We start from the raw sequence: 13,883 nt of genomic DNA, 5'->3' as shown, positions 1-13,883 counted from the left end.
ATTCTTATCCATTATAACCAAATGAAAGACAGAAATATAGTAAAGTAATCGCATCTCCCAAAAAACTACGCGCAGCTACCTTTTGTGCATTTTTCTTAAAAAAATGATATTCTAGTGAGGTAGGTAAAATTGGGGAGGAATTTAATATTATGATTAAAGTTATTGCTTCAGACATGGATGGCACATTACTTAACTCTGATATCGAGATTGCACAAGAAAACGTCGAGGCAATCGAAAAAGCCCGCGCCAAAGGAATTCATTTCGTTCTTTGTACTGGGCGTATGTATGACGATGCAATGGGGTTAATTAATAAAGCTAATTTATATGCACCAGCTATTTGTATGAACGGTGCGGAAATTCGCGATGAACACGGCAAAATAATTTTGCAACATCCGATTGATAGAAACTTAGCGCGCAACACTTATAATACCTTGACAGAACTTGGAATGTATACAGAATTCTTCACTGACATGGGCCCTATCACAACAGACAAAGCTCGTGGCAAAGAATTTATGATTGAAATGCACAAACGTATCCACCCAGACGTTCCAGCAGAAACTATTATGGATAAAGTAGAAGAACGCTTTGAATCAAAAGACGTTCACGAAATTCCTGATGTAGAACGTATTTTAGGCAATAAAGATTTAACGATTCTTAAATTTATTTCCTTCTCTTCTGATAAAGACATTCTTGCAAAAGCGAAACAAAAATTAGAAAAAGAATCCGAACTATCTGTAACATCTTCTTTTTCCGATAATATTGAAATCACGCACCGCGAAGCACAAAAAGGTATTTCTTTACAATATTATGTAGAAAAATTAGGCGTTACACTTGATGAAACTTTTGCAATTGGAGATAATATGAATGATATTTCGATGTTAAAAATGGCTGGTTATAGTGTAGCCATGGGTAACGGCGAAGAAGAAGTCAAAGAATTAGCAGAACATGTAACACTTTCCAATGATGAACACGGCGTTGCAGCAGCCATTTATAAAATGTTAGAAACAAATGACTAAAGTTTATTTTTAGGAGGAAACACTAATGACAATCAAAAAAACATTAACTATTGCAGGATCTGATTCAAGTGGTGGAGCTGGCTTACAAGCAGACTTAAAAACGTTTGAAGAATACGGCACTTATGGTTTTAGCGCAATCACAACTATTGTTACAATGGATCCAGACAACAACTGGGCGCACGGCGTTACTCCAATTGATGCGCAACTTGTTCGTGAACAACTAAAAACAATCCTTTCTGGCGGCCCTGTTGACGCAATGAAAACAGGAATGCTTGGTTCAATCGACATCATTAAAGCAACTCGTGAAGCCATCGATAAATATGATTTAAAAAATGTCGTAATCGACCCAGTTATGGTTTGTAAAGGCGAAGACGAATTAATCCAACCAGAAAACGCCGAAGCTATCCGCGACCTACTGCTTCCAAAAGCAACAATCACAACACCAAACCTATTCGAAGCAGGCCAATTATCCGGTCTTGGCAAATTAACTACATTAGATGATATGAAAAAAGCAGCGAAAAAAATCATCGAATTAGGTGCTAAATACGTAGTTATCAAAGGCGGAAAAGCCCTAGAAAGCGATAAAGCAATTGATTTACTATACGATGGTAAAGAATTTACTGTTTATGAAGTAGAAAAAATCTCTCCAAGCCACAATCACGGCGCGGGTTGTACTTTCGCAGCAGCAATCACAGCCGGACTTGCAAAAGGTTTAACGGTTGAAGAAGCTGTCGCAAAAGCAAAAGACTTTGTCACAGCAGCTATCAAAGGTGGATTTGCCCTAAACGAATTCATCGGTCCTGTTTGGCATGGTGCTTATAATAAAGCCGAAAATAGATAATACGAAAACCGCCCAAACACTGGGCGGTTTTTTATTATAATAAAAGTTAGGAGATGAGTTCGATGAAAGTAAGTAAATCATTTGAGGTATTTGCAAAAGAAGCTCCCGAAGTACACTCTGCCTGGATGGAAACCGTACATAAACTAGATATCGTAAGTAAACTCGATAAAAAAACAGAAGAACTAGCTTATATTGCCGTTATGGCCGCCACCCGCCTAGAAAGCGGACTACCTTTCCATGTAACAATGGCAAAGACAAACGGTGCGACGCGTGAGGAGATTATTAGCGCCATTCTCGTTGGTTTACCGGCTGTAGGAAATACTGTTATAAGCGCCCTACCTGTTGCCTTAGAAGCATATGATGAAGTTTAATAAATAACTCAAAAAAACTTAAGTGGATTCACTTAAGTTTTTTTGTTCTTGCTATTTCTTTCTAACTAAGAACCATGCTCCCAAACAAAGAACCCCACCTAAGATAGCTTTCGATTGTGTATCCCCTGTCCTCGGGAGTTTCGTTGTTTTCTTGATAACAATTTTCTCTTTGGGTTTTTGCTTACTAGGCTTAGTAGGCGTCTCAGCTGGATTTTCTTCTATAACAATTGGCGCTTTTTTCGCTTCTACAATATGCACGATAAACGTTACTGGATCAGCTGGGACTCCATCTTCATTTACCGCATTCAGTGTCACAGTATAGCTTCCCGGCGTTTGCCATTTCACTTTATCTGGAGCATCGGAAGTAATAGCTGAGTTATCATTAGTCTCTGCGCGGACATCTTTTAATAGCTCTGTTTCATTTTTTATTATCGTGGAATCATAGGTTACTTCTGGATCCACAGTGATTATTGGCGCTGGACTTTTTAAAATACGGACGATAAATGTTTTCGCTTCCGCTGCCACGCCGTCTTCATTTACCGCGTTCAACGTAACTTCATAATCGCCTGGCACACCCCATTTTACTTTATCATTCATATCAGAAACAAGCGGTGAACCATCATTTGTTTGCGCATTTACTGCTTGAAGGAGTTCAGCTTCCGTTTTAGTTACTGTTTTCGGGTACGTTATTTCGGGATCCACAGTGATTATTGGCGCTGGACTTTTTAAAATACGAACGATAAATGTTTTCGCTTCCGCTGCTACGCCGTCTTCATTTACCGCATTCAACGTAACTTCATAATCGCCTGGCACGCCCCATTTTACTTTGTCGTTTATATTAGAAGTAATCGTCGAACCATCATTTGTTCGCGCATTTACTTCATTTAGTAATGTGCTCTCATCTTTCGTCACTGTTTTATCATAGATTATTTCTGGGTCTACCGTTATAACCGGTGCGGGATTTTTGGAAATCTTAATCGTTACAGGAACTGGGTCTGCTGCTTGATTATCCTCATTTACCGCGGTAATAAGAACTGGATAGTCGCCCGGAACACCCCATTTCACATTCGTTAAATCACATTTTATATCAGCTGGAATATCTGTTTTTGCTTCCACATCTTCCAAAAACTCTTCCATTGTCCGGTTTACTGTTTTACTATATTCGATTTCAGGAAGTGCGCTAATGACAGGTTTTTGGAGTGCTTTTATTTTGTATAAAACATCATTTTGGTAGCCTTGCTTTATTTGAATACTTAAATTATCCGCTGTTTCAGATAGTTTATTAGGAGAAGTTATCTCTAATAATTTATATTTATTAGTATTCAAAAGGGAATCATAGGCATGTTTATCCACGTTTTGCACGGAATTATGTAAAAAAGGTTCCGCTATTTCAAATTTACCATCTTGATTGACTTTTCCCGGTGTTGTTACCGTACTATAATCATTAAAAGTAACCGGATTGCCTAACTCATCCTCAAAACGCGTCGTTACTTTCCCAAAAAAAGCAGCTGTCATTTTCGTATCAGCATTATTCACTGGATAGAATTCTAATGACTTTGTAGCCGATGATACAGAAGAAAGACTAACCAAGTATGGATCTGTTGTTCCAGGTTTCCCGTCCACATTCGTATCAATATCGAAACTAACACGAGTTTTAGTAGAAATACCTTTGAACGGAATAGTACAATTCATTTGGAAAATAGGACCGCCTACAAATGGAGTTCCAACATCGTATGTAATCGTTCCGTAATCCACCCCTGCAACACCAATTCTATAAATCTCCTTCGCTTCGTCCCAAACTTCAATTTTAATATTTTGCACATTTCCAAGCGGAATGCGTTTTTCAAAAAGCGGATACGATACTAAAATTTCTGTTTCGTAATTCACTTTGCTACTAGGCTTTTCATATACTAAAATCGCATGGTATAAATCACCGCTTTTTTTAGTAAAATCTTTTATTCCAACTGGTGGCCAGTCACTTGCCATATTTACGTTCAATTCTACACTGCTCGTCCCAATATTTTTAAAATTTTTCGCAGCTCCACTGTAAGAAAGGTTAATAACGTTTTTATCGCCATGAGCCGGCATCACCTGTATTTTAAAATTCGCATCAAAGTTTTTCATAAAAAAGGACTCTGAATCTTCTGTAAAAACAAAGTGCAATGTGGGCGAGCCATTAATTTTTTCTACAGTAACCTTACCAACTACTTGTTCGTTAGTTACCGCTGTTGGGTCAACATCCACTTTCAAATCATAGGCTTTCTCTGTATAGAGTAAAGTATCAGATGATAAAGTAATATTAAAGTAGTCCCCTTTTTGGAAAGAATTCCCTCCAAAAGCTACCTCTAAAAAATAATTGAGCTTTTCATTATAGTTTTCCTTCGCCATTACGTTTTGACCATCTGATTTATAAAAACCGACAGATTTAATGAGATCATCTCTCTTATTATTACCGTCTGCTTTTGCGGGCCAATCCACCGGCACTAAAATTATCGAACAAATTACACTAAGCGCGATAACAATATGTAAAATTTTCTTCAAATACATCTCCTACTTTGTAGTATGGTTTATCTGCCTCAATTTCCCCCGTTTTCTTGCGTATCCTTGTATCTAACTAAGAACAATTATACCTACAATGAGGTCCGTTTCAGTCCATTAATATAAGCAATTCCATCTGAAATGTGACTAAAAATCAACAAAAAGTATCCCAAAGACAACATTTTCTATTTAAAAATAAAAAAAACAGCTATCCTCTATTTAAAATTAAGAGAATAACTGCTTTTCTTGATTTCGGTATAACCACTTTCATCTCAACACAAAATTCAATCGTTACTAGGCGGATTTTCAAAAACCGCAATCGCTTCTGTCAAAATAGATAACTCTTCCTCAAGTAGTACTCGTTGTTTTTTAAGTTCCTGCGCTTGCAAGATATTTAAGATTTCGTTCGATTCAATATTATCATCATTATTAAATTTTTTTACCCATTTTCCAAAAGTTGAATTAGGGACACTAAATTCCTGACAGATACTATGCTTCGTTTTCCCTCTGCGATATAAAGCAACCAAACTTTTTTTAAAATTCTCGTCATATTTTGCTTTAGCCATAAAACTTCCTTCTTTCTCTTGTTAAATATCATAAAAAAAGATGCAAATAGATCTGTTTTTTTCATTTCTAATATATCAAGTTTTACTAACATTTTTTCATAAAGTCCTAAAAATAGGACTTCTTCCGCCCAATTTTCTATGCTACGATTTAAAAGTAAAATGGCTGTTAAACTCCTTGGCACACCTCTTAGATGCAGCCCTCATCTAAATTTTTAAACAGAAGGAGTAACTTGAATGGTCGGGTATGGAAAAACAGTGAGAGATATTCGCACTTCAAAAGGAATACATCAAAAAGATTTATACGATAATATCATTTCCAAATCCTTCGCTATCGAATTTGAAAAAGGAAAGCACGACATCACACTAACATTATTTGAAAAAATTTTAAAACGGATGAATATGGACTTGGATGAGTTCTTTTATATCCACAGAGAATTGTCGGTATCAGCTGAGAATAATTATTTATGCATGAATCAAGAGCGAGGAAATATATACGACCTTGCGAGTTTGGAACTATTATATAGCGAGCTTTCTAAACATAATGGCGAATTAGTTGAGGTATGGAAAGCATTTGTTCGTTCGCAAATTAAATTAGTCAAACATCTTTTTAAATATCATGAATTTACAGTAGATGTTATTACATCTAAAGATAAATGCACTATTCAAAAGTATTTGTTTTCGATTGATACGTGGACACTTGAAGAACTCAAGATTTGCGCTAACTCCATCTATTTTTTTGAAGAAGATTTACAAATTCAATTTTTAAATCAGGTCATTAAGGCGATTCATCCTTATAAAAACTACGACCGGGCCAGACGTGTTTTATGTACACTTTTAATTAATACGATTGAAATGTTTATTTCGCGCGGTCAACTATCCTCTGCTAATAAACTCATTATCCTGCTAGACTCTTTATGCATTTATAACGAAAGCGCCTTTTACCGCAATATCTCCCATTTTTTAAAAGGCTTAATCAAAATGCAAAACAATCATATCCAAGAAGGTTACAATCAAGCAAAAAAAGCCATTCAAATTATGAATGACCTTCGTTTTGAAGAAATTGCTTATTTATATGAAATTTTATTAGATCAGTTTATCAGGTTAAAAGGTATAGATATTGTTAAGAGCTAGCTTTCTAGCAACCACGATTCATTCATACTTTTGTCTTTCCCAAAATGCTTCCCGTGAACATCAATGACTGAGTGCCATTCTTTACATAGTTTATGTGGAATATTTTCGGTTATCGGCATAAATTCTTCACGCATTTGCTCGTACGTTTTATATTCACCAAAGCCCAATCTAGTAAATAGTCGTCTGGCATATAAATCAGCAATAAAAACATTACGTTCAAAAATATATAGCAACATTGCATCGGCCGTTTCTTCCCCGACGCCTTTAATACCTAGTAGTTCTTTGCGCAAATCTTCTGTTGAATAAGACTTAAATTTATCCAAACTAGCACCGTGACCAACGAACCACTCAATAAGTGCTTTAATGTAAAGACTTTTTTGCTTATAAAAACCTGCTGGATAGATTAACTCTTCAAGTTGCACCGTATCCATCTTGGTTAAACTATCTAAATCTAAATAAGGTGCGAGATTGGCTAAAGCTTGGTTGGCATTTTTCTCTGTCGTACGCTGAATTAATATCATCGAAAGCCAGTCAGCAAGACGATTGTCATCTTCCCACCAATCTTGATAACCATAAAGCTCAACTAAATTATTTAAAACCTGCACTTTTTGCTTATTTATATTCAACCGTTATCACCTCTCACTAAAACTAGCCTATTAATTCTTTCACTGTAGCATAATATTTTGCTAATATCTATTATCGCTAACCATTCAAAGTGAACAAAAAAGAGAAAGCAATAAAGCTTTCTCTTTAAATAATTGTTCCTTGTTTTAGCGGAGTTTTTTACTAATAACAACCCCTGTTCCGAACAATAACAAACCTAATCCAACAAATAACATGTTGTTACTGTCTCCTGTTTTCGGAAGCATTACGATATTTTTTGTCGGTTCAGTAACTGGTGGTACGTCATCATTACTTTCTTGCACTGGTCCGCTTTCTTCAACAATAAGATCAACGTCTTCATCAACTGGGATAACTTCATTTTCGCTAAACTGCGCATATAAAGTCATATCATTTCTCGGCATTTCAGCTGTTTCAAAATCCCATTTGTTTCCGCCTGTTTTCGCGTCATACCATCCAGTAAATGTGTATCCTGCTTTTTTCGGTGCGGCTGGTTGTGTAATCAACGCTTCTTCCTTTACTTCTAAACTTGTTTTTAAAACATCGTCTACTATAAAGTTCACAGTATGCGATGGTAATATAAGTGGCTGTGTAACCGTCACATCGTAATCCGTCTTAGAATTACCAATCTGCACATGTTGTGTATATTTATAACTAATTTCATTTACATATCTAGGCAACTCCCAAGTAACAATCGGGTTATCGTAGGTCCCATTATGACTAATATCCGTTATCTCAACTAATCCGCCGTCTAAATCTTTTATATTGTTAGTTAAGGTAAAATTGGTTTTAAACAACTCAGGATTTTTCTGTATTCGCTGATCAGACAAACTTAAATTTTTTAAACCCTTTAAATCTTTCAATGGACTAATATCGATTATATTGTTTCCATTTAACCAAAGATTGGATAGATTCGTTAAATTAGCTAAAGGTATAACCTCACTTATTTGGTTATTAGTTAAATCCAAAAGGTTTAAATTAGTCAAATTCGCAAGTGGCGTTAGATCTGATATTTCATTTCCACCTAAATGTAGATTGGTTAAATTAGTTAGATTAGTTAATCCGGTAATATCATCTATCTGATTATCTCGTATGTTTATAAACTTTAATTGCGTCAAATTAGCCAATGGACTTGTATCAACAATATTATTCTTATGGATAGCTAAAGAATTTAGGTTGTTTAAATTAGCTAATGGGCTAATATCCACAATTTGATTGTCACTAATAGATAAATTCTGCAAACTCGTTAATTCAGCAATTGTTGTGATGTCATTTATCTGATTTCCACTTATAACTAAATTATTGAGGTTTTTCATATTTTTAAGCGGAGTTAAATCAGTAATTTGGTTATTTTCAATAATTAAATAGTCTAATTTAGTTAAATTAGCTAATGGGCTTATGTTAGTTATGCGATTGTTACTAAGATAAAGGCTTTTCAACTCGGTTAAATTTGTGATAAAACTAATGTCGCTTATCTCACAATTCATTAAATTAAGAGTGTGCAATTTTGTTAGGTTTGCAATCGGACTAAAATCTTTTATTGGATTCCCTGACAGGTCCAGATTCTCTAACTTTGTAGAATTTGATAAAAAGCTAATATCCTGTATTTTTTCTCCGTTAAAGTTAAAAGTCGTCACATTTGGCAGATATTGTATTCCCTCAAGCGACTCAATCCCAGTTGAAGTTGCACCTACAATAGTTATGTTATTCAGTTCTTCTTGCGTAACAGTATCAGTGACATTCGTCTTGCTAAGATAGTTTCTCATTACTTCTGCTAATTTAGCATCGGGAAAAATTTCGTTTATTGGTGTAGGTTCGGTAATGCTCTGTTCTTCAGCATTTACATCATTATTTGACCCAAGCCATATAAAAACACTCCCTATTAAAAGAACCCCAATAAAAGCCTGAATTACTTTATAAAAATGTTGTTTGTTTATCATATATCCGTTCCTTTCTTCTTTAGATGTCAGTTTTTTTAGTTGCAGAATCATAAAATAAACCATCTAAATTACATTATACATGGCGATTTTTCTCAGAAGTCCATTAGTATCACTTGTTTCCCGGCGATTGTGTCTAAACAGTGAACAATCACCTCGTTATTATGTCTAAAATGTGACTATTATTTAATTTTGAAAGAAAATAAAAAATAAACGATAAAAAAAGAGAAAACACGTGAATGTTTTCTCTCTAATAATCTATTTCTATTTTAATAACGTACTTTTCCCATCATCCAATAACTCGGAATCCGTCCTTATTCCCTGTCATATCAGGCATTAATTCAAATAACTTTTTACTATTATCCGGTTTATTTCGAACAATTACTTGCATAAAATAATCATGCGCCATTAATGTATAACCATGTTCTTTTGATGTAATTGCATATCCTTCTACATCATTTTCAGAAATAAACAGCCATCTCCACTGATACTTTTCACGGACAGCCTCTCCATACAGAGACCCTAAAATATAACCAAGTTCCTCCGCCAAATCGAAGTCCGGTGAGGTATCTTTTAAATATTTGGCAATTTTTTCGATTCGCTCTTCTGGAGTTCCGTCAGTTTCGAGCATCACTTCGCCCTCTTCTTTTAAACGGATAATTTCTGCTTCTTCCGCTTTTGTTAGTTCTCGCGCAATAATCGACATTAGAAACACCCTTTCCTAACCCATTATAACTCAAAAGTTCAATCTTTCGCATCCGATATGTTCGTCATGTATAATGAAAGAAGTACAGCAATTTTTTATATTTAGGGGGCTATTTTTTTCATGGAACACAATAAAGAAAAACTTACAAAACCGACATCAGACAAAAACTATTTTTGGCCGATAATGATTATTTCATTTGTTGCGGTTGTAGTGATTTTACTACTCTTCTTCTCACCGATTGGGTATCAAGGAGCAGTACATTTCGACATTACTATCTTCCCGCGAATGAACGCCATCTTTAATAGTTTTACCTTTGTATTTTTAGTTATTGCACTTTGGGCGATTATAAAAAAGAAAAACATTAAAATGCATCGTGGCTTCATTTTAGCAGCATTTACATCAACTTTATTCTTCTTAGTAACTTACTTAACGTTCCATTATCTCTCAGCAGAAACTTCTACGTTTGGCGGAACTGGGATTATCCGACCAATCTACTTTTTCATTTTAATTACACATAGTTTCTTAGCAGCAATCGTTGTTCCACTAGCGCTATTTGCACTTGTGTGGGGCTGGACAATGCAAATTGAGAAACACAAAAAAATCGTTCGTTGGACTATGCCAATTTGGCTATATGTCAGCTTAACTGGCGTACTCGTTTACTTATTTATGGCGCCGTATTATTAAATAAAAAAGCATCAAATGAGCTCTTAAAAACAGCCCATTCGATGCTTATTTTTTTACGGAAAAACTTTTTGTAATTACATTTTCTTCAACGACGACTCCGTGAAGTTCGCCGCCAAAAACGGCGCCACCATCAATATCAAGCCGGGTTCTATCTTCAGAGACCCATATTCTTGCACTTCCATCGCTATGTAAATTTTGCACCGGAGTATGTCCAAAAATAAAGACTTTCCCGGTTTTATTTTTCCCGAATAAAAATGGTTCGCGAATCCAGAAAAAATCACGTTCTTCCGTATCATGCCAGTTTGGTTTAGAAAAATCTACTCCCGCATGGACAAATACATATTTACCTTCTTCATAATAAAGTGGCAAATGGCGAATGAAATCAATGAGTTCAGAAGCTTCTTCCTGTACACGTTTAGCCAATCCTTCTGGCGTCATTTTTTTATCTAATGAGTCAGCGATTAGAGATTGGATTGTTTCCATCCCACCTTGACTCAAATAATAATGCATTTTTTCAGAAGGGTTATCTAAAAAATCGAGCAGCATTTGCTCATGATTGCCTTTTAAGACGATCACTTCGGTTTCGTCCGCGAGCTCTTTCACACGCCTAAGTACCGCCGCTGGATTTTCACCGCGATCAATTAAATCACCTACAAACAAAAGCCGTTCTTGCTCTTTATTCCAGTTTTCTAACAACTCATCTAAAAGCGTAATTTCCCCGTGCACATCTCCTACAGCAAAAATTGGCTTCATTGTTATACCTCCAAACCTACGTAAAAGAAACGCCCTTTCGCTAACATGACATTAGCAAAAGGACGTCTTTTCCTTATTTGGTATTGCCTTCTACTTTTTTAATTTTCTTCTCTACTTCAGCGATTTCGTGACGTAATGCACTTAATCTTACTTCAGCAGCATTAATTGGTCCATTTTGAAGTTGCGGGTCTTCAAACTCCCGTGTTTCGCTTAACGCTTCTTGATATTGTTGTCGCAATTCAATTAATCGATCTTCTAATTCTCTTAAACTCTCATGGGCCATATGCGCCACCTCCAAATTATTCATATCATATAACGTTACTTTTCCCCTATTGCTAGAAAATTAATCCTATTTTAAACATTTTTTTATCCCGCTCCATATTGCTGTATTAGTGCCTAAAAGTATGCTATTTTAAAAGTAGGTATTTTTGCTATTATACTTAAAAATAAATTAAAAAGGAGTTTTCATTATGATGACTATTTCACAAGTAAAACAGACAGCTAAAGAGTCGCTACGTGGCAACTGGGGTATTGCCATTGGGATATTTGTTCTTGCATGGTTAATTGAAACCGTTGGCGGAGGGGTACTTGGTTGGATTCCTGTTGTTGGCTGGATTGCCCTATTTCTATTAACTGGACCACTTTATACGGGGGTTGCTTGGGTATACTTAGCAATTAGCCGCCGTGAACAACCAGATGTTGCTTATATGTTTAGTGGTTTTAAACAATTTGGACGTACGTTTTTAGCTTACTTGCTCATTTCTATTTTCACATTCTTATGGAGCTTATTACTAATCGTACCAGGAATTATTAAAACATATTCCTATTCACAAACATTCTTTATTTTACGCGATAATCCTAATATTTCAGCACTTGATGCTATTACAGAAAGCCGCCATATGATGAACGGGCATAAAGGTAGACTATTTGGTCTTTCCCTTACATTCTTACTTTGGTATTTAATTCCTTTAGCCGTAGCAATTGCAGGTACTGTAATCGTTGCTGGTGGTATGGCTACTACTTCTTATACTGCTGATCCTGCTGAAGTAATTACAGCACTTGCTGCTGGAGCTACATTTGGTGGACTGGTATTAATACTAGCTTCTTGGTTACTTACACTTGGTATTTCACTTTATGTTTATCCGTATCTAATCACTTCTATCGCTGTATTCTATGATGATTTATATGCAGCAAGCGAAGGAACTTACACCGAAGAAACAGTTATTGTAGAAGAAGAAATTGATCCATTTGGTACAAGAGAAACTGATCCTTTTGTAGAAGATACTCATCCAGAGGGATTTGGACCTGAAACAAAGGTAGAACCTGAAACACCAGAAGTTCCGAAAGCACCTGAAACAAAAGTAGAACCAGAAGCTCCAGTAACTCCTGAAACAACGATAGAACCCGAAACACCAGAAGTTCCAGAAGCTCCTGAAACGAAAGAAGTACCAGAAACTCCTGAGACTCCAGAAGCTCCTGAGGCTCCAAAAGACAATAATGAACCAAAATAAAATAACAGCTGGCGGACTGGAATTTCTAGTCCGCTTTGCTTTGCCAAATGATCGTTCAGCAATAAATGAGTTAATGGTAAATACTGCGCGCTGGTTAAAAGAATCGGGTTCGACCCAGTGGAGTGATATTTTACATGGATTTGATGTTCATAATATTGAACAACGGATTGAGCTTAGCGAAGTTGCACTTTTTGAAGCGGCTGATGGAAAACTAGCTGGAGTAATGATTATTAGGAAAACGCCGAGTGACTGGGATACAGATTTATGGGGTGATAGGCATGAACAATCAGCTTATTACTTACACCGAATAATGGTATCAAGGGATTTTAGTGGCATTTCTTTAAGTAAACAAATGATTAGTTTTGCTGAACAATTGGCACTTAACATGTCTGTTCCGTTTGTTCGGTTAGACTGCATCAAAACAAACGAAGCCCTTAATCAAATGTATCTGCGTTATGGATTTATGTTTTCTGGTGAGAAGAATGGGTTTAATTTATATCAAAAAGAGCTGTCACTTTTGTGACAGCTCTTTTAACGATACGCTTGAATTGTAAGTTCAGCAAACATTGATTTAATTGTCTTCCTTGCCATTTCGGTTTTATCTTGTGCGAGTAGCTCATATATTTGGCTGCTTTTTTTATTGGTCCATTCTCTAATTTCGACTGATTTAAAAATATTAATACCATCCGAAAAATGAACCATTTGAAAGAAAATATCTTTTGCAATCTTCACTTGATATGGATTTTCAGCAAAACTAATTAAGCAAAGAATGAAACGATGATGTGCATCAAAATAACTTTCAACATCCGTTAAATAAGAAAATCGTTCCATCTCTTGTAAACGTTCGTGTAGTTTTTCTATATCCATTACTAAACTGAAGTGCCCTACTTTTGCTATTGCTGCATCAACTAAAATATCGATGGTATCCATTAATTGCACGTATCGGTCTGAACCAATGAGCACATCGTTTAAAACTGCTCCACTATTTTCGTGATAGCTCACAATGCCTTGAGCTGTAAGAGTAGCAATCGCTTTTCGAAGTGGGGACCGGCTAACTCCGAATTCAGCGGCAAGTTTTTCTTCAGCGAGATGCTCATTACGGACTAAATCGCCTTTTTTAATCTTTTCAAGAAGTAAATTATAGACCATTTTATCCAACGTTTTATATTTATTTACCATCAAGTCTGCCCCCCTATTCGCTAGTAATT

General features: G+C 35.8%; 15 protein-coding genes. 7 read left to right on the top strand and 8 right to left on the bottom strand.

The window, feature by feature from the left end:
- The first annotated feature begins 149 nt into the window (after positions 1 to 149).
- From PQQ29_RS03700 to PQQ29_RS03690, 3 genes are all read left to right on the top strand, one after another.
- On the top strand, positions 150 to 1,016 hold the full coding sequence (locus PQQ29_RS03700; RefSeq protein WP_003770854.1) for a Cof-type HAD-IIB family hydrolase: 867 nt from the start codon (positions 150 to 152) through the stop codon (positions 1,014 to 1,016).
- A 25-nt stretch (positions 1,017 to 1,041) separates the two neighbouring features.
- Positions 1,042 to 1,857, top strand: a complete 816-nt coding sequence (pdxK, locus tag PQQ29_RS03695) for a pyridoxine/pyridoxal/pyridoxamine kinase (protein ID WP_003760896.1) — start codon at positions 1,042 to 1,044, stop codon at positions 1,855 to 1,857.
- A 62-nt stretch (positions 1,858 to 1,919) separates the two neighbouring features.
- Positions 1,920 to 2,228, top strand: coding sequence for a carboxymuconolactone decarboxylase family protein (locus PQQ29_RS03690; RefSeq protein WP_187984144.1), 309 nt, complete (start codon positions 1,920 to 1,922; stop codon positions 2,226 to 2,228).
- Between the two features lie 51 nt (positions 2,229 to 2,279).
- Here PQQ29_RS03690 and PQQ29_RS03685 read toward each other — a convergent pair whose 3' ends face one another.
- Together PQQ29_RS03685 and PQQ29_RS03680 are read right to left on the bottom strand one after the other, a co-directional pair.
- Positions 2,280 to 4,769, bottom strand: a complete 2,490-nt coding sequence (locus PQQ29_RS03685; RefSeq protein WP_187984020.1) for a LapB repeat-containing protein — start codon at positions 4,767 to 4,769, stop codon at positions 2,280 to 2,282.
- 281 nt (positions 4,770 to 5,050) lie between these two features.
- The gene (locus tag PQQ29_RS03680; RefSeq protein ID WP_010990544.1) at positions 5,051 to 5,332 is read right to left on the bottom strand and encodes a transposase; all 282 of its coding nucleotides are present in this window, start codon (positions 5,330 to 5,332) and stop codon (positions 5,051 to 5,053) included.
- A gap of 234 nt (positions 5,333 to 5,566) precedes the next feature.
- On the opposite strand from PQQ29_RS03680, the gene PQQ29_RS03675 reads away from it, so the two are divergent.
- Positions 5,567 to 6,463 (top strand): Rgg/GadR/MutR family transcriptional regulator, encoded by an 897-nt coding sequence (locus PQQ29_RS03675; protein WP_010990543.1) that lies wholly within the window; start codon positions 5,567 to 5,569, stop codon positions 6,461 to 6,463.
- On the opposite strand, the gene PQQ29_RS03670 is transcribed toward PQQ29_RS03675, so the two are convergent.
- From PQQ29_RS03670 to PQQ29_RS03660, 3 genes are all read right to left on the bottom strand, one after another.
- Positions 6,460 to 7,089: an endonuclease III domain-containing protein gene (locus PQQ29_RS03670; RefSeq protein ID WP_010990542.1), complete on the bottom strand. Its 630-nt coding sequence runs from the start codon at positions 7,087 to 7,089 to the stop codon at positions 6,460 to 6,462. The genes PQQ29_RS03675 and PQQ29_RS03670 overlap by 4 nt on opposite strands.
- Before the next feature lie 144 nt (positions 7,090 to 7,233).
- Positions 7,234 to 9,075: a leucine-rich repeat domain-containing protein gene (locus tag PQQ29_RS03665; protein ID WP_233450792.1), complete on the bottom strand. Its 1,842-nt coding sequence runs from the start codon at positions 9,073 to 9,075 to the stop codon at positions 7,234 to 7,236.
- Between the two features lie 235 nt (positions 9,076 to 9,310).
- Positions 9,311 to 9,727 (bottom strand): hypothetical protein, encoded by a 417-nt coding sequence (locus PQQ29_RS03660; protein WP_003760876.1) that lies wholly within the window; start codon positions 9,725 to 9,727, stop codon positions 9,311 to 9,313.
- Positions 9,728 to 9,847: 120 nt separating this feature from the next.
- Here PQQ29_RS03660 and PQQ29_RS03655 point away from each other — a divergent pair, with 120 nt between their 5' ends.
- Positions 9,848 to 10,411, top strand: a complete 564-nt coding sequence (locus PQQ29_RS03655; protein ID WP_003760875.1) for a DUF420 domain-containing protein — start codon at positions 9,848 to 9,850, stop codon at positions 10,409 to 10,411.
- Between the two features lie 45 nt (positions 10,412 to 10,456).
- Here the strand turns inward: PQQ29_RS03655 and PQQ29_RS03650 are convergent, their stop codons facing one another.
- Together PQQ29_RS03650 and PQQ29_RS03645 are read right to left on the bottom strand one after the other, a co-directional pair.
- Entirely contained in the window at positions 10,457 to 11,164 is a 708-nt protein-coding gene (locus tag PQQ29_RS03650) for a metallophosphoesterase family protein (RefSeq protein WP_003760874.1), read from the bottom strand.
- A 73-nt stretch (positions 11,165 to 11,237) separates the two neighbouring features.
- Positions 11,238 to 11,447 (bottom strand): Lmo0654 family protein, encoded by a 210-nt coding sequence (locus PQQ29_RS03645; protein ID WP_003760873.1) that lies wholly within the window; start codon positions 11,445 to 11,447, stop codon positions 11,238 to 11,240.
- A 190-nt stretch (positions 11,448 to 11,637) separates the two neighbouring features.
- Here PQQ29_RS03645 and PQQ29_RS03640 point away from each other — a divergent pair, with 190 nt between their 5' ends.
- The gene (locus PQQ29_RS03640; protein WP_010990540.1) at positions 11,638 to 12,675 is read left to right on the top strand and encodes a DUF975 family protein; all 1,038 of its coding nucleotides are present in this window, start codon (positions 11,638 to 11,640) and stop codon (positions 12,673 to 12,675) included.
- Positions 12,662 to 13,198, top strand: coding sequence for a GNAT family N-acetyltransferase (locus PQQ29_RS03635; RefSeq protein ID WP_010990539.1), 537 nt, complete (start codon positions 12,662 to 12,664; stop codon positions 13,196 to 13,198). Before PQQ29_RS03640 ends, PQQ29_RS03635 begins: the two co-directional genes overlap by 14 nt.
- An 8-nt stretch (positions 13,199 to 13,206) precedes the next feature.
- Here the strand turns inward: PQQ29_RS03635 and PQQ29_RS03630 are convergent, their stop codons facing one another.
- Positions 13,207 to 13,854 (bottom strand): GntR family transcriptional regulator, encoded by a 648-nt coding sequence (locus PQQ29_RS03630; protein ID WP_010990538.1) that lies wholly within the window; start codon positions 13,852 to 13,854, stop codon positions 13,207 to 13,209.
- Positions 13,855 to 13,883 lie beyond the last annotated feature (29 nt).

This window comes from Listeria innocua (assembly GCF_028596125.1).
Taxonomy (GTDB): Bacteria; Bacillota; Bacilli; order Lactobacillales; family Listeriaceae; genus Listeria; species Listeria innocua.
Note: the sequence above shows the minus strand (reverse complement) of the source record. Positions and strands in the feature narration are given on the sequence as shown.